Annotated in this window: 19 protein-coding genes; 8 read left to right on the top strand and 11 right to left on the bottom strand. The window is 64.8% G+C overall.

The genetic code is table 11. From position 1 onward, the window contains the following. The first annotated feature begins 39 nt into the window (after positions 1-39). The 3 genes from CH266_RS16050 (at position 40) to katG (ending at position 3,981) form a co-directional block, all read left to right on the top strand. Positions 40-1,179 carry a carboxylate-amine ligase gene (locus CH266_RS16050; RefSeq protein WP_052054632.1) on the top strand — a complete coding sequence of 380 codons (1,140 nt, stop codon included), beginning with the start codon at positions 40-42 and terminating at the stop codon, positions 1,177-1,179. A 106-nt stretch (positions 1,180-1,285) separates the two neighbouring features. Next, entirely contained in the window at positions 1,286-1,759 is a 474-nt protein-coding gene (locus CH266_RS16045; RefSeq protein WP_051365337.1) for a Fur family transcriptional regulator, read from the top strand. Then, positions 1,756-3,981, top strand: coding sequence for a catalase/peroxidase HPI (gene katG / locus CH266_RS16040; protein ID WP_094715695.1), 2,226 nt, complete (start codon positions 1,756-1,758; stop codon positions 3,979-3,981). Before CH266_RS16045 ends, katG begins: the two co-directional genes overlap by 4 nt. A gap of 11 nt (positions 3,982-3,992) precedes the next feature. Here katG and CH266_RS16035 read toward each other — a convergent pair whose 3' ends face one another. Then, positions 3,993-4,277, bottom strand: a complete 285-nt coding sequence (locus CH266_RS16035; protein WP_094715694.1) for a DUF3263 domain-containing protein — start codon at positions 4,275-4,277, stop codon at positions 3,993-3,995. A 287-nt stretch (positions 4,278-4,564) separates the two neighbouring features. Between CH266_RS16035 and CH266_RS16030 the strand changes: the two genes are divergently transcribed. Together CH266_RS16030 and nadE are read left to right on the top strand one after the other, a co-directional pair. Further along, positions 4,565-5,074 (top strand): CinA family protein, encoded by a 510-nt coding sequence (locus tag CH266_RS16030; protein WP_032407235.1) that lies wholly within the window; start codon positions 4,565-4,567, stop codon positions 5,072-5,074. A 52-nt stretch (positions 5,075-5,126) separates the two neighbouring features. Continuing rightward, positions 5,127-5,981: an ammonia-dependent NAD(+) synthetase gene (nadE, locus tag CH266_RS16025; RefSeq protein ID WP_094715693.1), complete on the top strand. Its 855-nt coding sequence runs from the start codon at positions 5,127-5,129 to the stop codon at positions 5,979-5,981. 18 nt (positions 5,982-5,999) lie between these two features. Here nadE and CH266_RS16020 read toward each other — a convergent pair whose 3' ends face one another. From CH266_RS16020 to CH266_RS16010, 3 genes are all read right to left on the bottom strand, one after another. Beyond that, the gene (locus CH266_RS16020) at positions 6,000-6,515 is read right to left on the bottom strand and encodes a DUF6328 family protein (RefSeq protein WP_094715692.1); all 516 of its coding nucleotides are present in this window, start codon (positions 6,513-6,515) and stop codon (positions 6,000-6,002) included. Positions 6,516-6,566: 51 nt separating this feature from the next. Continuing rightward, positions 6,567-7,028, bottom strand: a complete 462-nt coding sequence (locus CH266_RS16015) for an STAS domain-containing protein (protein WP_052053449.1) — start codon at positions 7,026-7,028, stop codon at positions 6,567-6,569. 132 nt (positions 7,029-7,160) lie between these two features. After that, the gene (locus CH266_RS16010) at positions 7,161-7,991 is read right to left on the bottom strand and encodes a GAF and ANTAR domain-containing protein (RefSeq protein ID WP_094715691.1); all 831 of its coding nucleotides are present in this window, start codon (positions 7,989-7,991) and stop codon (positions 7,161-7,163) included. Between the two features lie 290 nt (positions 7,992-8,281). On the opposite strand from CH266_RS16010, the gene CH266_RS16005 reads away from it, so the two are divergent. Both CH266_RS16005 and CH266_RS16000 read left to right on the top strand, forming a co-directional pair. Further along, a complete protein-coding gene (locus CH266_RS16005; protein ID WP_094715690.1) occupies positions 8,282-8,695 on the top strand; it encodes a hypothetical protein in 414 nt (137 codons plus the stop codon). 214 nt (positions 8,696-8,909) lie between these two features. Next, entirely contained in the window at positions 8,910-9,821 is a 912-nt protein-coding gene (locus tag CH266_RS16000) for a manganese catalase family protein (protein ID WP_032369153.1), read from the top strand. A 69-nt stretch (positions 9,822-9,890) separates the two neighbouring features. Here CH266_RS16000 and CH266_RS15995 read toward each other — a convergent pair whose 3' ends face one another. The 7 genes from CH266_RS15995 to CH266_RS15965 form a co-directional block, all read right to left on the bottom strand. Continuing rightward, positions 9,891-11,423: a protein adenylyltransferase SelO gene (locus tag CH266_RS15995; protein WP_094715689.1), complete on the bottom strand. Its 1,533-nt coding sequence runs from the start codon at positions 11,421-11,423 to the stop codon at positions 9,891-9,893. Positions 11,424-11,474: 51 nt separating this feature from the next. Then, the gene (locus CH266_RS15990) at positions 11,475-12,254 is read right to left on the bottom strand and encodes an IclR family transcriptional regulator (protein WP_094715688.1); all 780 of its coding nucleotides are present in this window, start codon (positions 12,252-12,254) and stop codon (positions 11,475-11,477) included. A 58-nt stretch (positions 12,255-12,312) separates the two neighbouring features. Then, positions 12,313-13,275: a PDR/VanB family oxidoreductase gene (locus CH266_RS15985; protein ID WP_094715687.1), complete on the bottom strand. Its 963-nt coding sequence runs from the start codon at positions 13,273-13,275 to the stop codon at positions 12,313-12,315. Continuing rightward, positions 13,272-13,517, bottom strand: coding sequence for a hypothetical protein (locus CH266_RS15980; protein ID WP_201245408.1), 246 nt, complete (start codon positions 13,515-13,517; stop codon positions 13,272-13,274). Before CH266_RS15980 ends, CH266_RS15985 begins: the two co-directional genes overlap by 4 nt. Beyond that, positions 13,514-14,584, bottom strand: coding sequence for an aromatic ring-hydroxylating dioxygenase subunit alpha (locus CH266_RS15975; RefSeq protein WP_094715686.1), 1,071 nt, complete (start codon positions 14,582-14,584; stop codon positions 13,514-13,516). Before CH266_RS15975 ends, CH266_RS15980 begins: the two co-directional genes overlap by 4 nt. A gap of 133 nt (positions 14,585-14,717) precedes the next feature. Beyond that, a complete protein-coding gene (locus tag CH266_RS15970) occupies positions 14,718-15,821 on the bottom strand; it encodes an NAD(P)-dependent alcohol dehydrogenase (RefSeq protein WP_048317416.1) in 1,104 nt (367 codons plus the stop codon). Between the two features lie 33 nt (positions 15,822-15,854). Further along, positions 15,855-17,351 (bottom strand): aldehyde dehydrogenase family protein, encoded by a 1,497-nt coding sequence (locus CH266_RS15965; RefSeq protein ID WP_094715685.1) that lies wholly within the window; start codon positions 17,349-17,351, stop codon positions 15,855-15,857. Between the two features lie 160 nt (positions 17,352-17,511). Here CH266_RS15965 and CH266_RS15960 point away from each other — a divergent pair, with 160 nt between their 5' ends. Next, positions 17,512-17,967, top strand: coding sequence for a MarR family winged helix-turn-helix transcriptional regulator (locus CH266_RS15960; RefSeq protein ID WP_032369239.1), 456 nt, complete (start codon positions 17,512-17,514; stop codon positions 17,965-17,967). Position 17,968 lies beyond the last annotated feature (1 nt).

Raw genomic sequence — 17,968 nt, 5'->3', positions numbered from 1 at the left:
CGCGGTGGTCGTCGGCGATCACCCGGGCGACAGCGCCCGATGAGTGCAGGGGCAGTTCCCACGGTCGGAGTGGAGGAGGAGTTCTTTCTCGCCGACATCGACATGCTGCGTCCGGTGGCGGTCGGCCCCGGTGTCGTCGCGCATGCCCGAGCTGCGGGAATCGATGCCGTCTCGGAGCTGACCGAGGTGCAGGTGGAGGCCAATTCGCCTCCGCTGCAGTGTCTTCGCGAGTTGCGGGAGAACGTGATCTCCACCCGCGCCACGCTGTCGGCGGTGGCCTTGGCGCAGGGTGCCCACTTACTGGCGGCAGGTGTCTCGCCGGTTGCGCCTGCTGATCGTGGCCGCCTGCCCATCTCGGACGGCTCCCGCTATCGGCGTCTTGCCGAGACCTACGGGGCACTGGCAGAGAGCGTTGCCACGTGTGGGGGTCACATTCACGTCGAGGTGCCGGACAAGGAGACGGCGATCGGGGTATGCAATGTCGTGCGGCCCTGGCTCCCCACGCTTCTGGCGTTGACGTCCAACAGCGCGATACACGACGGCGTCGACACTCGGCACTCGAGTTGGCGTTCGACGGTGTGGGGCAGGTGGCCGACGGCTGGTCCGCCCCCTCACCTGAGTTCGACGGCGGAGTACGACGACCTGGTCGGCTCGATGATCGAGACCGGGATGATTCTCGACGAAGCATCGCTCTACTGGGATGTACGGCCCAGCTCCCACCAGCCGACGGTCGAGGTGCGGGTCGGCGACGTACCTGCCGTCGCCGAGGAGGTGGTGTTGTCCGCTGCACTGATCCGCGGTCTCGTCGTCACGGCCCTTCGGTCCATCGACCGCGGCGAGCCGGCACTCGTCGTGGCCGAGAATCATCTCGCAGCGGCATACCACCGTGCCCGCATGGATGGATTGACCGGCGTCGGAGTGGATCCGAGCACCGGGAAACCGGTGTCGGCATCGAGTCTGCTCCGATCGCTCGTCCGCTACGTGGAACCGGCGCTGACCAGCACAGGCGACCTCCGCTGCGTGCAGACTTCTCTCGAACGGTTGACGCACCTCGGGAACGGCGCGCAACGCCAACGCCGGATCTTCTCGCGCAATGCAGACGCAGCCGCCGTCGCTGCTCACGCAGCCCGTTTCACTACTGCCGAGTGGAACTCGCCGGTGGCACAGGACGCGGTTTGATCGCGGTGGTCGGCCTCGTCTGCAGGCGGCCGTGCCCGCGCCGCGACAATCGACCGATTCCAGGAAACGATCGACGATGCGACCGAAGGTGGTTATCGTGAAAGCCATGGCAAGTACTTCCGCCAGCATGCTTCGTGACGCCGGACTGAGGGTGACGCGTCCCCGAGAGTTGGTTCTCGATATCGTTGATGCACAACCGCATTCCGATACCGACACCATCTTGCGACTGGCGCGCGCCAGCCTGCCCACGGTCTCGAAGCAGGCCGTGTACGACGTGCTCGATGCGTTGACTGCATCGGGTTTGGTTCGTCGTATCCGCCTCGCGGGTCACTCGGCACGTTACGAAACCAGGGTGGCAGACAATCATCACCACATCGTCTGCCGTTCCTGTGGTTTCATCGTCGACGCCGACTGCGCCACCGGTGAGCCACCGTGTGCACGACCCGCCCGAGATCACGGTTTCGTTCTCGACGAGGCCGAGGTGACCTACTGGGGAACGTGCCCCAGTTGTGCATCCGACCGATCGATCGCAGCCCGCGATCGTCCATCCACAATGCCCATCGGAAAGGACAATTCGTGACCTCCGACGCACGCCCACCACACTCCGCCACCGAGACCGCCAGCACCAGCGAGAGCGAGAATCCGGTCATCGAGTCGCCGAAGCCCAAGGCGCACGCACCGCTGACGAACAAGGACTGGTGGCCGGAGCAGATGGACCTGTCCATCCTGCATGCGCATACCTCCAAATCGAACCCGTTCGGCGAAAAGCTCGACTACAAAGCGGAATTCGAGAAGCTCGATGTGGACGAACTCAAAGCCGACGTCATCTCGGTGATGACCACTTCGAAAGATTGGTGGCCGGCCGACTACGGCCACTACGGCGGACTCTTCATTCGTATGAGCTGGCACGCCGCCGGCACCTACCGCACGTTCGACGGACGAGGCGGTGGGGGTCAGGGCGCGCAACGCTTTGCGCCACTGAACAGTTGGCCGGACAACGCCAACCTGGACAAGGCGCGTCGGTTGCTGTGGCCGGTCAAGCAGAAGTACGGCAACAAGATTTCGTGGGCTGATCTGCTGGTGTTCGCCGGTAACGCGGCGCTCGAGTCCATGGGGTTCGAGACGTTCGGATTCGGCTTCGGTCGGGAGGACATCTGGGAACCGGAAGAGGTCTTCTGGGGTCCCGAGGATCAGTGGCTGGGCACCGATAAGCGATACTCCGGCGAACGGGAGCTCTCCAAGCCCCTCGGTGCCACCACCATGGGCTTGATCTACGTCAATCCCGAAGGCCCCGAGGGAGAGCCGGATCCGGTGGCCGCGGCCCACGACATCCGGGAAACCTTCGCGCGGATGGCGATGAACGACGAGGAGACGGCGGCACTCATCGTCGGTGGACACAGCTTCGGTAAGACACACGGAGCCGGACCGGCCGACAAGATCGGGCCGGAACCCGAGGGTGCCCCCATCGAACAGCAGGGCCTCGGCTGGAAGAACGGTTACGGCAAGGGCAAGGCCGAGGACCAGATCACCAGCGGGCTCGAGGTGGTCTGGACGGAGACTCCGACGCAGTGGGGTAACGGCTACCTGAAGAATCTCTACGGATACGAGTGGGAGCTCACGAAGAGCCCCGCCGGCGCGTGGCAGTTCACTGCCAAGGACGGTGCCGGTGCGGGCACGATTCCCGATCCGTTCGGCGGTCCGGGCCGTGCCCCCACGATGCTCGTCACCGACATCTCCATGCGGGCAGATCCGGCGTACGAGAAGATCACTCGGAGGTGGTTGGATCACCCCGAGGAGCTCTCGCTCGCGTTCGCCAAGGCGTGGTACAAGTTGCTGCACCGCGATATGGGACCGGTGTCCCGGTACCTCGGGCCGTGGGTTCCCGAACCTCAGCTGTGGCAGGACCCGGTTCCATCGCCGCACGGTGACCTGATCGACGAGGCGGACGCATCTGCGTTGAAGTCGGCGATCCTAGACTCGGGCTTGACGATCGCTCAGCTCATCGGTGTCGCGTGGTCGTCGGTCAGCAGCTTCCGAGTCACCGATTACCGCGGCGGTGCCAACGGCGCTCGGGTTCGGCTCGAGCCACAGAAGAGTTGGGAGGCAAACGAACCCGAGGCCCTCCGCGAGGTGCTCGCAATCTTGGACGGTATACGCGAAAAGTTCGAGGGCTCAGCGGCCGGTGACAAGAAGGTCTCGCTCGCCGACGTCATCGTGCTGGCCGGCAATGCGGCCGTCGAGAAGGCCGCACGCGACGCCGGTTACGAGGTGACCGTCCCGTTCCGGCCGGGTCGCACCGACGCGACGCAGGAGCAGACCGACGTCGAATCGTTCTCGGTACTCGAGCCACGAGCCGACGGGTTCCGCAACTACGTGGCTGCAGGGGAGAGCACTCCCGAGCAGGTGTTGTTCCTCGATCGCGCCTACATGCTGAATCTGACTGCGCCCGAGATGACGGTTCTTCTCGGCGGTCTTCGAGCCTTGGGGGCCAACCACGGTGGTTCGAGCCATGGAGTGTTCACCGATCGCCCCGGAGTTCTGAGCAACGATTTCTTCGTCAATCTGCTCGACTCCGACACCGAATGGGCGACGAGTGAGGACGGCACCTACGTCGGCACGGATCGTGGCTCCGGCAGCCAGAAGTGGACAGCGACATCGATCGACCTGGTGTTCGGGTCCCATTCACAACTGCGAGCGCTGTCGGAGGTGTACGCCCAGGCCGACAACGGTGGCAAGTTCGTCGACGACTTCGTGGCCGCGTGGGCGAAGCTGGCAGACAACGATCGATTCGACATCCGGTAGCGCGGAGCCGATCACCGGGTGAGCCAGATGCGCCTTCTGGCAATGGCTTTGATTCGCGTCACCATGACAGGGCTGAGGCCGAACTCGCCGAACACGCTGCCGGGGTCGCGGTCGAGGATCTCCAACACGGTGCGGTAGTAGTCCTGAGCCGACATCGCGAAGGCGGACCGGATTTCGTCGTCCGGTCCGCCTCCGTGGTTGACCCATCTCAGGGCGAAGTCGATCATGGCGCGGTCTGTGTCGGAGTAGAACGCTACCGGTCGCTCTGCCCCCGCAGAGATACGTCGATTCGGCATAACACACCTCCTGGAACTGACTGTCGATCCGAAATTAGCACTGCTCGCGAACACGTGCCAAGGGTCCGGTATCTGCGATAAGGACCCGAATATCGCTCGTAAGCCCCGTGTTTGGACTGCCGTCGTGCGTGGAAGTCGATACACAGCTCGGCGTACGCGCCCGGGCCGTGCGGTCGAGCCAGGGGCCGGAGGTTCAACCCCTGCAGCCTCCGGCCCCGCGCCCACAGAACCAGTCGCTGAAACAATCCGGCGAACACCTTCGACGAATCAGGTACGGAGAGTGTGTGATGGACACCGATGCAGAACAGCGTCTACCGACCGAGGCCGACGCCTCCTCGGTATGTAGGAAGATTGCCGACCTGGCACAGACGTACGACATCGCGATCGGCACCGCCGAATCGCTGACCGCCGGAAATCTCGCGGCCATGCTCGGCAAGGCACCGTCCTCGGGGCAGTGGTACCGCGGCGGAATCGTCGCGTACCACGAGAGCGTGAAGCACACTCTGCTCGAGGTCCCCGACGGCCCGGTCGTCAGCGAACAGGCCGCGACGGCGATGGCTCGATCGACGGCGTCGCTGGTCGGCGCACATCTGACGATCGCCGTCACCGGCGAAGCCGGGCCGCAGAGCCAGGAAGACCAACCACCGGGGACGGTGTGGGCAGCGGTGTACGACCGTGGCGACGTGAGCACCGAATGCAAGCACTTCGACGGTGAACCGGAAGAAGTTCTGGCCCGGACCATGGCGTTTTCCCTCGATACCCTGCTGCGCCACGCGCGGAAACGGGCCCACGGGTAGCTGACGCCGGGGGAGTGCAGACAACTGTTCGTCAACGAGATCGGAGCGCAGTATGAGTACCGATTCCAGTATCCGAAGCCGTATTCAGCACGAGCTGGGTGTTCGGCCGTCGATCGATCCCGACGAGGAAATCCGCCGCCGGGTCGGTTTCCTCGCCGATTATTTGAGGGTCAGTGGCACAGCGGGTTTCGTGCTCGGCATCAGCGGGGGACAGGACAGCACCCTGGCCGGAAAGCTCGCTCGGCTGGCCGTTCGCGAGGCCGCGGAACTCGGTAACCAGGCCACATTCGTCGCGGTGCGTCTGCCGTACGGAACTCAGGCGGACGAAGCCGACGCCGTCGTCGCACTCGACTTCATCGAGCCGGACCGGACGGTCACTGTCGATATCCGCGACGCCGTCGACGCCTCGGCGCGCTCGGCCGCCTCGGCGCTGGATACTCCGCGTATCGCGGACTTCGTACGGGGCAACATCAAGGCGCGCGAACGCATGATCGCGCAGTACACGATCGCCGGCCAGGAGAATCTTCTGGTGGTGGGTACCGATCACGCGGCCGAGGCGGTGACGGGCTTCTTCACCAAATACGGTGACGGAGGCGCGGACGTCACTCCGCTGAGCGGTCTCACCAAAAGCCAAGGTGCGCAGCTCTTGCGGCACCTGAACGCACCGGAATCGACGTGGCGTAAAGTGCCGACAGCCGACCTCGAGGACGACCGTCCCGCGCTCCCGGACGAACAAGCACTCGGCGTCACCTACGCACAGATCGACGCATACCTGCAGGGCGGACCCGTCGACGGCGATGCGGTGGACACCATCGAGCGCTGGTTCGACAAGACCCGGCACAAGCGCGCCATGCCGGTGGGGCCGGACGATCGGTGGTGGCGCACGGCCGTCGACTGCCGGCCCTGAGGCACCGTCGACGAGACGTTATCGACGGCGGTGGATCCGGGGCAGTAGGAACCAGAACGCGACGGCCGTCGACGCCACGACAGCGGCCGCGGGGGCTGCGGCGCGCACACCGAGCACTATCTCGAACGTCAGGGCGGCAGCACCCACCAGTGTCACTCCCAACATGGCGAGACCGCTGATGGCGAGTATGTTGCCGACGCGCACTATGACCCCTATTGCACGCTGCCGGAACAGGAGTCGGTGCATGCTGACGGGAGCCACCAACAGGATCGTCGCAAGCATCGACGCCGACACCGTCGTCAGATAGACCACGTGGCCGGCCGTGGACAGCCCGTCGAAGCGGGCCTGGAACGGCAAGGTCAACAAGAACCCGGTCAGAAGTTGTACACCGGTCTGTACGACACGGAGTTCCTGTAGCAACGACGACCAATTGCGATCCAACTGCTGAGTGGGAGTTTCGTTGCGCGCTTTGTCGTTCCACGCACGGTGGTCCTCGTCCTCGTCCTCGTCCTCGTCCTCGTCACCCGTCGTCATCGACCAAGACTAGTGCGATCTCGACGGGTAGGCGGTGGAAATCGGACCGGTTCACGCAGTGTGTACATCTGCGGTCGACGTGCCGGTCGCACACTCTGGACACCCGGCACCGGACTCGGACGAGCCCGATGCTCCGGTTACGGACTTCCTCAGCGACGAACCGACGGACTCCAGGGCCGAATCGATATCGGTGAAAATCGGAATCGCAGCATCGAGTCCGACCAGATGCATCGGCCGCCCCGTGGTCGGCCCGGATGCGACCACCACCAACGAGGTTGAGCAGCATGCCTTTCGGCGAGCTGCGATGAGCACGCTCATGCCGACGGAGGCCAGGAAGGACACCCCCGAAAGATCGACGATCACGGCTGCCGGCGCTGCCGTGACCGCTTGTTCGATGTGGTGGGCGAGATCGGACGCGGTCGCGAGATCCACTTCTCCGTTGACCCGCAGAACAATTGCGTTGTCATGGTGTTCGCTGGCGATGCCGAGCCCGAGCAACTCGTTGTGTTTCATTGGGGGTCACCGTCCTTACCCTGTGCAGTGGCATGTCCGTCGAACAGCGCACTGCGGCGTAACCGAGACCGGCAAGGATTGCAGAACCGAGGCGAACCCGGTGCGAGCGGCGCTGTCGACTGCGGGCAGGGGCTACACCACGCTGTCCGAATCATACCCACTGTTCGTTTCTTCGTGCAGGCCGGTTCGAGAGCTCGAATGTTCGGCAACCGACTCGATCATCGCCGACGCAATCTCGCTGACCTTGATGTTTCTGTTCTGCGACTGCTCGGACAGCAGGGCGAACGCGTCGTCGGCGGAGATTCCGCGCATCGCCATGATGATTCCTTTCGCCTGGTCGATGTCAGCTCTCGTTTTCATCGCTGTCCGCAGGCCGGTGATTTCTCGTTCGGCCGACCGGGCGCGCTCGGTGATCGCGATGACGGTCTCGATCGAGGTGGCGAGCAGGGCCACCGAGACCTCGTCGAGTGGGTCGAAGCCGTCGGCACTCGTCCCGTAGATGTTCAGCGACCCGTGGCGGTGCTCGTCGGGCGTCAGCGGGGCCGACAAATAGCTGTGGACGCCCAGATCGGCCACTGCGGCAGCGAAGCGAGGCCAGCGAGCTACTGCCTCGTGCGCCTGTGCGCGAACCATACGTCCGCTGCGGATGGCGTGCAGGCAGGGGCCTTGACCAGCGCGATACTGGTCGGAATCGATGTCGTGCACAGCGGGGTCGGTGGACGCCACGGTTCGCGGTCGGCCGGTGTCGTCGAGCATGGTGATGCCGACGAGACCCGCGTCGGGAACCACGGCTGCGACCTCGGAGCACACGGCTTGAAGAACGGCATCGACGTCGGCACCGGTCAGTATCTTCCCCTTGATTCGGCGCAACGCTTGGATGTATTGCCCGATCCGGGCGAACGCCGAACCCGAGGCGTCCGGTGCGTCGTGAAGACGGTCGTCTTCGATGGAAAAGTCACTCATCTGGTGGGCTCGTTTCGGTCGGGCCCCCGCATGGACAGAAGGCAGCCACTCGTCAACTCCCGGCCCCGACTCGACCGAACGGGGTCATAATATACAGAGCCTCGCGGGTGCATTCGCACCTGTCCCGAGCCCACGCCAACGGCCCCGCCGAACGCAGGGGTGGTCGCGTCCAGGCCCGAGTCGAGGTATCCTACACAGTGATTGGGTGGAGACCACGCCCGCAGAATCGACTGCGGTACGAACCACGATCTTCCCCTGCCACAGTCTTCGATCTGTGGAGGTCAATGCCCATGATTCCCGAATCCTCGTCGTTTTCGATGTCCGTCGACCGCGGAGACGACGGCCCCATCGTCGTCTCGGTGCAGGGCGCACTCGAGATCCCCGGCAATACCCGCCTGTTGGCAGACTGCCTGGCGGGGTCCGTGCTCGCCGACCGACCGGTGGTGGTCGACCTGGTCGGTGTCACCGAGATCGGTGATGCCGCAACCAAGTACATCGTCGACGCAGCCCATCGGCTGTTGTGCCGTGGGTATCGCCTCACCGTCGTCCTGGCCACCTCCGCTGCCGACCGTAATGTGCGACGGCTCAGCGAACGTGTGCACGTCGAGCGTGCCGGCTCGCTCGGTCGGGTCGTCGGCGCGTCGACGACGCCTTCGCGACCTCGAGTCGCCGCAGTGGACGCACTGCAGGGGACTTACCTGTAGGTCGATCGAACCGCGGCCCTCGTGCGGACGGTGCTGCGGAAAGCCCTGTGTACCGGGATGTTCCGCCGGTGTCCGTCGTCGAGGCGTGGAGAAGTCGCGGTCCCGACCTGTGTATCGAGTTCTAAACCCTTGCAGTGCAAAGTGTTTGCTGGGAATTTCGGCGGGTAGCCGGATCGAGTCACCTGCTCGAACTTCGACCCGAACTGGAGTCCCTATGTTCCGACACACCGACTACCTACAATTCGATGCCAAGCCCGAGAAGCCGGATCCTGTGTACGCACACAAGCTTCAGGAGCTCATCGGTGGTGCATTCGGCGAGATGACCGTGACCATGCAGTATCTGTTCCAAGGCTGGAACTGTCGCATGGAGGGCAAGTACAAGGACCTGATCATGGACATCGCGACCGAAGAAATGGGTCACGTGGAGATGCTGGCCACCATGGTCGCTCGTCTGCTCGAAGGTGCACCGGCCACCGAGTCGACCAAAGCCGCTGCTACCGATCCCGTGGTAGCGGCAGTGATGGGCGGCATGGACCCGCAGCAGGCGATCGTGTCCGGCGGCGGCGCGCTCCCGGCGGATTCCAACGGCTACCCGTGGAACGGTCGGTACATCATCGCCAGTGGCAACCTGCTCGCAGATTTTCGTGCGAACGTTGCCGCCGAGGCGCAGGGGCGGCTGCAGACCGCTCGTCTGTACAACATGACCGACGACCCGGGCGTCAAGGCCATGCTGCAGTTCAATCTCGCTCGCGATACGCACCATCAGAACCTGTGGCTCGCTGCCATCGAGGAGCTGCAAGCCGACGGACTCGAGGACGTCGTAGCACCGAGTGCACTTCTCGACGAGGAGGCATCCGAGCACGCAACCGATCTGTGGCACCTCTCGGACGGTGAGTTCTCCTCGACCGGTGGCTGGGCGAATCGGCTTGCGCCCGACGGCAAACGGCAGATGGGGTTCCTCGCCGATCCGCAGCCTCTGGGCGGGAAGGCATCCGCGCCTGCACCGGATCCGAAGTTGTACGCGACGTACGACGGGGCCAAGGGAGATCCCGCGTCGGCCGCACTGGGTACCGAGAAGGGCGTCATGGGAAAGATCAAGGACGCCCTGGATCCCGACGAGAAGTAGGCCCGAACTCCCTGTGCCGCACAGCAGTTGCGACGCGAATATCGCGTCGCAACTGCTGCGGTCAGCTGACTACGTCCCGCAGAACGTTCGGAACCCCGCGCTGAAGTCGACGGGCGCGGGTCCGGCGTACTGCGACAGCTCGTCCCGACCGTCGAACGGATTCGTCACGACCGACAACAAGCGGTCGAAGGGCGCGAGGTCACCCTCGGTCGCTGCTGCCAGCGCCGCGTCGACCATGTGGTTTCGAGGAATGTACGCGGGGTTCACTCGGTCCATGGCGTCCGAGACGGACCGGAGGTCGTGGCCCCGCTCGAGCACCGCTGCGCGCCATCGTTCGAGCCACGGTGCAGCTGCCTCGTGCGGTACGAGTGACGCAAAATCTGCGTCGTTGTCCCGCAGATTCTCCGCCAACGCGCGGAAGGTCAGGGTCCAGTCGGCACGATGATCCCGCAGAAGCACATGCAGTTCGTCGAGGAGACTGCCGTCCGGTTCGATCGCATCGAGGCCGAGCTTGGCGGCCATCAGGTTCTCGTATTGCTGTCGGTAGCGATCACCGTAGGAGTCCAACACCGTCGTCAGCGCGCTGATGGCGCGGTCCGGAACCGAATCGACCAGCGGCAGTAGTGTTTCGCCGAATCGTGCCAGGTTCCAACCCAGGACGGCGGGTTGGTTGCCGTACGCGTAGCGGCCGCCGTGATCGATCGAGCTGAAGACCGTTGCAGGATCGTAGGCGTCGATGAACGCGCACGGCCCGTAGTCGATCGTCTCACCGGAGATCGTCGTGTTGTCGGTGTTCATGACGCCGTGCACGAAGCCGACGGACATCCACTGCGCCACCAACTGTGCTTGCTTGTCGACGACGGCCTCGAAGAATGCGAGGTATCGACTCTCCGCGCCCTCTGTCGGGAGGTCGGCGAGCTCGGGATAATGACGTGCGATGGCATAGTCGGCGAGGTTCTGCGCGAGACCCTCGCGGCGGGCCGCGAACTCGAAGGTACCTACGCGCAGGTGGCTCGAGGCAACCCGAGCCAGCACTGCGCCGGGCTGCGGACCTGCTTCCCGAACCACCTGCTCACCCGTCGTGACGACGGCCAAAGAGCGGGTGGTCGGGATGTGCAGAGCGTGCATGGCCTCACTGATCAGGTACTCGCGCAGCATCGCACTCACCACCGCGCGCCCGTCTCCGCCGCGGGAGAACGGCGTGGCACCGGAGCCCTTGAGATGCAGATCGACTCGTCGGCCGTGTTCGTCGTGCAGCTCGCCCAAAAGTAGTGCTCGACCGTCGCCCAGCAAAGGCACGAATCCGCCGAACTGATGACCGGCGTACGCCATCGCCGAGGGGGTCGAATCGGCCGGTGCGAGAGCCCCGGACAACACGCCTGCGCCCTGCTCGGAGCGCAGCATCGACGGGTCGAGCCCCAGTGACCTGGCGAGGTTCTCGTTGAGGATCAGCACCCGCGGATTCGGTGCAGGTGCGCCCTGCCATGGCACCGTGAAGCCGGGAACGTCGTCCACCAACGTCGACTCCAGTCCCCATGACGGCGGGACCGATGAAGGCGGATTGTCGGACGCAGCTACCGGTCCCGTCGCGATTTCACTCATACTCCAGGGGTACCACGAGATCGGGTAATCACACCGACCGTGCTCCGCGCATTACGAGCGCGCCGATATGTCGGGCGGGGACAGTGCGCGTTCGATACTCAGGGCGGCGGCCCGCAGCAACGGGGCGAGCATGTACGGGGCTGCGGTATCGGCATCGACGACGACCGAGACGGCCGCGCGGATCGTACGACTGCGGTCGAAGATCGGTGCGGCAACCGATACGGCGTCCGAGGTGATCTGTCTGTCGCTGACGGCGACACCGGTTCTCCGAATATCGGCCAGCGTGCGCCGCAGGATGTCCGGATCGCAGATGGTGTGCTCGGTGAATCTGGTCAACGGTGCCGAGCACACCTCCTCCTGAACGTGGGCGGGCGCGTGGGCCAGCAGCGCCAGACCGACTCCGGTGGGCGGCAACGCGAAACGGCCGCCGACGCGTGTGCGCAGGGCCACCGAGTCGCGGCTGCGAATTCTCTCGACGAACACGACCTCGTGACCGTCGCGTACTCCCAGCTGCACGTTCTCCTGGGTGACGTGGGCGAGATCTTCCATGACCGGTAACGCGCTTTCCCTGAGGACCAGTCCCCGCGGTGCGAGTGACGCGATCTCCCACAGTCGCAGACCGATGTGGAATCTGCCCGTCCGGTCATCGCGCTCGATCGCTCCCCACCCGACGAGATCGAGCGCGAGCCGGTGCGTGGTGGAGAGCGGGAACCCCGATCGTCGAGCGAGCTCGCTCAACGTCAAGGTCGGATGCTCTGGCGTGAACGCCTCCAGCAGTGTCAGCGCGCGTACGGCCACCGGACCGGTGCGAGCGGGGCCCTCGGCCGTCATGGAGTGCTTTCTTCGATTCGTCGGGCTTCGATTCGTAAGGAATGTCGTACAACGAGCTCTACAGTTCGAGAACGAGCCGGGGGCCCGTCGACCGGGACACACAGATCATCATGGTGTCGTTGGCACCGCGTTCCTCCTCGGTCAACAGTGTGTCCCGATGGTCGACGGTGCCGGCGAGAACGGCTGTTTCGCAGGTTCCGCACGTTCCCTCTCTGCACGACGAGAGCACCTGCACTCCCGAGTTCGTCACGGCGTCGAGCACCGATTCGTCCGGATGCACGGTGACGGTTCGTCGGCTCAGCGAAAGTTCGACTTCGAACGACGCACCCGATGTCGGCCGATCGAGTGTGTCGGCACGGAACCGTTCGAGGTGCACGCTTCCTTCGGGCCAGTGCCCCGCCCGTTCGGTCACGGCGTCCAGCAGGGGCCCCGGTCCGCAGCAGTAGACGGCCGTGCCGACGCGCGCAGTCCCGAGCAGATCGTCGAGATCGAGCAGTCCTTTTTCGTCTTGCGGGACCACGGTCGTGTTGCCGGGGTAGCGGGAAACGAGCTCGTCGACGAACGCCATACTGTCGCGGGACCGGCCGCCGTACGCCAGCGACCACCCGGCCCCACGCCGCTCGGCCTCGGCCACCATCGTGATGATGGGTGTGATTCCGATACCGCCGGCGATGAACAGATAGTTCTCGGATTCGGTCAACTCGAAGTGATTGCGCGGTCCACGGACACGGACGGTGTCGCCGACGGCAAGGGTGTCGTGGACATGGAGCGAACCACCGCGGGATGCCGGTTCTCGTAGGACTCCGATGCGCCAGGTGTCGCGGTCGGCCGGGCTTCCGCACAGCGAGTACTGGCGGGTGATGTCGGAAGTCAACTCCAGATCGATATGAGCTCCCGGCGTCCAGCTCGGCAGGTCTGTGCCGTCCGGCTTGCGCAACTGCAGCAGGGCAACGCCATCCGCGCCGCTGCACTTGTCCGAGACGATCAGATTCAGGTCGCACTCGGGGAGGTTTCGCGTCACTCGGCTCTCCCCACGTGACTGACGAGTTCGCCTCGCACCGAGGGCAACTCGGGATGGCCGGGGTCGACGGTCGAGAAGTGCCCGATGGGGTGCGCGAGCAACCACTCCCACAGCAGTGCCGGATCCTCCTCGAGCCGGGACGAGCCACAATGGCAGACGCCGCGCAGCCGGTCGGTACCCGGAACCCACACCACGCGCAGCACGTTGGGACCCTGCAGCATTCGATTCGGTTCCGGTGTCACGACACCACCTCGGCACCTGCTCGCGAGCCCTCGAGGAGCTTGCTCAGAAGCCGACGCGCACCGAGGCCGCCCGCATCGATGTTGATCGACAGTTCCTGGTAGCCGGCCTTTTCGGTGTCCAATGCTTGCTGAAGAATGTTCAGCGCCACCACGTCCTGCATGACCACTGTGCGATTGTTCTCGGCCAGAAACTGGGACACTTCGTTGTCGTCGATCGCGAAATCGCGAGCAACAGCCCAGAAGTCGTGTGTCGAGGTCTCGGTTTCCGGAGTGATCGCGTACACGATCTCGCTGTGGAACGCGTGGGCGTCGGAGCCGTCGTCCGCGGGTAGCGGTGATCCGAGCGGAGCGATGCGGCTGTGCAGTAGGTACAGGCACGGGGGCGTGTATTCGATGTCCTGCCAACGCGAGATGCGCGTGTCGATGCCGGTGGACTTCGAGTAGAACGGTGGGCATTCGGCGTCGTCCATGTGCCGCGAAACGTAGATGACGTTGCGGTCGTCGTCGATCTCGGTGGTGATCGGTGTGTCGGCGACTTCCGGAGTGCCGATGTAACCGCCGTGCAGGTAGGTCTCGTGCGAAAGGTCCATGAGGTTGTCGACGAGCAACCGATAGTTGCACGAGATCGGCTCCATTCCGCTCACCACGGCGTAATCCGGAGAGTCCATCCACGGGGCGCGAGGGATACGAGCGGTGTCACCGTCGATCGGATCGTCCGGGTCGGCAATCCACACCCAGACGAACGAATCCTGCTCGTACACCTGATAGGTGGTGAGCCTGGCCGTCCTCGGCACCCGCTTCTGCCCGGGAACGGAGACGCAGCCACCGTCGCTGCCGTACGTGAACCCGTGGTACCCGCAGACCACGGTGTCGCCATCGAGGTGGCTGGGGGCCGCGGAGAGTGGGTACCGCCGGTGCACACAACGATCGCTCATTGCGGTCACAGCCCCGGACTCGGTGCGCCACAACAGAATGGCCTCGCCGCAAATGGTGCGCGAGAACAGCTCTCGGCCCACTTCTCTGCTGTACGCCGCGACATACCACTGGTTACGGACGATTGTCGTCATCGATTCTCCTGAACACGTAGAAGTCGTTCGGTCGCTTGACGTCTCGTCAGCGCTCGTGACATCGAGTGTGTGGCACGCCACCCCGCCGGTGCGAGCGGACTTCCGGATGCCGGAAGCCCGGTCGGAATCCCGGTCAGAAGAGGAGGACCGGTTTGATCGACGCACCGCTGATCATGTCCGCCACCGCGGAGTTGATGTCGTCGAATCGGTAGTGAGTGATCAAGCGCTGCAGGGGTAATCGACCCGACACGACAAGATCCACCAGCACCGGAATCAGGGTCTGCGTTTCGCTGTCGCCGAGGGTCAGCCCCACGATGCGTCGGCCCGGCAGCATGGCGTTGACGTCGACCGGGACCTCGGTGCCGAAGGGCGGAGCGCCGACGACGACGGCGGTTCCACGAGGGGCCAGGGCATCGATCGCGGTACGCAGCACCCCTACGTTCCCGGTGGTTTCGATGGCTCCGTCGACGCCGGAGCCCTCGGTCAGTTCTGCCAACGCTGCCGCGGTGTCCTCGCGAGTGGCGTCGACGACGTGGGTCGCTCCCAACTCGGTGGCCAGTTCCAGGCGTTCGGCAACCCGATCGACCGCGATGATCTTGGCCGCGGGAGTGAGAGCGGCAGCCATGATGGCCGAAAGACCCACTGCGCCTGCGCCGGTCACCACGACGGTATCTCCCGGGCGTGGTCGCAGCACATTCCACACGGCACCGACTCCGGTCTGCACCCCGCAGCCCAGCGGTGCAAGGATCTCCAGCGGTGCGGAGGAATCGACCCGAACCAGGCTCCGCTCGTCCACGATCGCGTGATTCGCGAACGACGACTGGCCGAAGAAATGGCCTCCGAGCGCAGTGCCGTTGCGCGTGATCGGGCTGGAGCCGTCGGCGCGAGCCCCGCCGATGAGGTTGAGCGGCAACCACGTTGCGCAATAGGCGGGATGACCGGCTCGGCAGTTTCCGCAGGTACCGCACGAGGTGAACGACAGCAGAACGTGGTCACCTTCCTGCACGCCGGTGACTCCGGGACCGATGGCTTCGACGACCCCCGCACCCTCGTGGCCGAGGACGCCGGGAAGCGGAAACGGCAGCCCGCCCGCGGCGACGCCCAGATCGGTGTGGCACAAGCCGGCTGCGACGATGCGCACGCGCACTTCTCCGCTGCGGGGTTCGCCCAGTTCGACCGGGGACAATGTGAACGCGGCTCCGCCCGATTCGACTACTGCCGCTGTGGTTGTGGTCATGGCACTGCCCTTCGATTCGGTCGAGCCTTCGATTCAGTCGAGCGAGATGACGACGGATTTGACCTTGGTGTACGAGTCGAGGCCCTCGGGGCCGTACTCACGGCCGAAGCCGGAGTTCTTGACTCCGCCGAAGGGAACGGCCGGGTCGAGCATCGCCCAGTCGTTGACCCACACGATGCCGGCGTGCAGTCGTGCTGCAACACGATGTGCGCGAGCCACATTCGTCGTCTGCAGACCGGCAGCGAGGCCGTACTCGGTGCCGTTGGCCAGGCGGACCGCGTCGTCCTCGGTGTCGAACGGTTGTACCGTCAGAACGGGTCCGAAGATCTCTTCTCGAACGACCCGCGACGTGGCAGGCAAGTCTGCGATAACGGTGGGGGAGTAGAACGAGCCACCGGCGAGGGGCGTACCGGACAGGTCTGGACGGTGCCCGCCGACGACGATACGGCCGCCGTCGCGGCGGGCGATGTCCACGTACTCCTCGACCTTGTGCACGTGCCGCTCTCCGGCCATGGGTCCGACCACCGTGGCCGGATCGAACGGGTCGCCGACGGGAACACCGGGAACCGCCTGGGCCAGAATTTCCAACACCGTTTCGTATCGAGAGCGCTGGACGAGCAGGCGCGGGCCGCCCATGCAGAACTGCCCGGAGTTGAAGACGAACCCTTTGATGATCGCTCCGATCGCCTTGTCGATGTCGGCGTCCTCGAACACGATGTGCGCGGCGTTGCCACCCAGTTCCATCGTCACCGGTACCAGATTGCGGCCTGCGACCCCGGCAGCGTGCCTGCCCACGGCCGTTGACCCGGTGAATGCGATCTTGTCGACTCCCGGATGCTGCAGAAGTGCCTCTCCCGCAACGGAACCTGTTCCGGTGACAACGTTGATCACGCCTGGCGGTACGCCCGCCTCGGTCAATATTTCAGCCATCAGCAATGCGCTGAGCGGGGTGTCCTCGCTGGGTTTGTGGACCACGGTGTTACCCGCGGCGAGTGCAGGCGCGATCTTCGAACTCGACAAAATCAGCGGAAAGTTGAAGGGGGTGATCGCGGCGACCACACCGAGCGGTTCTCTGCGCGTGTACGCGTGCGCAGACAGCGGAGTGTCGCGATGCGATCCACCGAGCGTCTGAGCCAGTGCGGAGCAGTACTCGTACTGCTCCGCGGAGGTCAGTACGTCCACCGGGCGGCACAACGACACCGGCTTACCCACATCGGCGCTTTCGACGGCAACGATCTCGTCGGCGCGTTCGCGGATGAGCTGACCGGCTCGGTGCAGAATGCGTGCCCGTTCGCGTCCGGGCAGTGACGACCAGCGGCCGTCGTCGAAGGCGGTGCGAGCTGCGGACACTGCTGCGTCGACGTCTACAGCGGACGCCTCGGACACGGAGGTGAGCACCGCTCCCGTCGACGGATCGAGCACGTCGGATCGGCCACCTGCGGCAGCGTCACGCCAGTGACCGTCGACGAAGAGCCGTCCGGGAGTGACGTCGGGTCGGGTGAGAGTGACGCTGTCGTCGGTGATCGTCATGAACGCCTCGCTTCGATGGCCGGCTGTGACCTGATTAACAGGGTTCCTTATATACAACCTCGCGCATGCGCGGAAAGCAATAGGCGATCCAGGTGCCGGTCGGCGGCATTCGGTAATTAGGCTGCAGCCACACGCGAGTTCGGAAAGCGAGGTGGTGAACGTGGCATCGAGGCCGTCGTCGGCAGGCGAGCAGCCGACGCTGCTCTACGCCATCAAGCAGGTCGAGCTGGCGGTGCGGGCCCAGATGGATGCGCTGTTGCGGCCGATGAACATCACTGCCGTGCAGTACACGGCGCTGACGGTGCTACGTCGACGCGACGGGCTGTCGTCCGCGGAGTTGGCACGCAATTCCTTCGTGACGGCTCAGACGATGGGCGAGATGATCGCCGCACTCGAGAAGCGTGGATTGGTCACTCGCCGAACGGATCCGGCCAACAAACGGCGGATGCTCACGAGCTTGACCGAGGAAGCACGACGCTTGCTCGCAGAGTACGACGCGCAGATCGGTGACCTGGAGGACCGCATGGTCGCCGATCTGTCGCCGCGTCAACGAGACGAATTCCGCGGCTTCCTCCGTAGTTGTCGCCTGGCTCTCGGACACACCGGGGCGCACTGAG

It is taken from the genome of Rhodococcus sp. 06-1474-1B (assembly GCF_002258885.1).
Taxonomy (GTDB): domain Bacteria; phylum Actinomycetota; class Actinomycetes; order Mycobacteriales; family Mycobacteriaceae; genus Rhodococcoides; species Rhodococcoides fascians.
The sequence above is the reverse complement of the archived record's forward strand: the minus strand, read 5'-3'. Positions and strand labels throughout refer to the sequence as shown.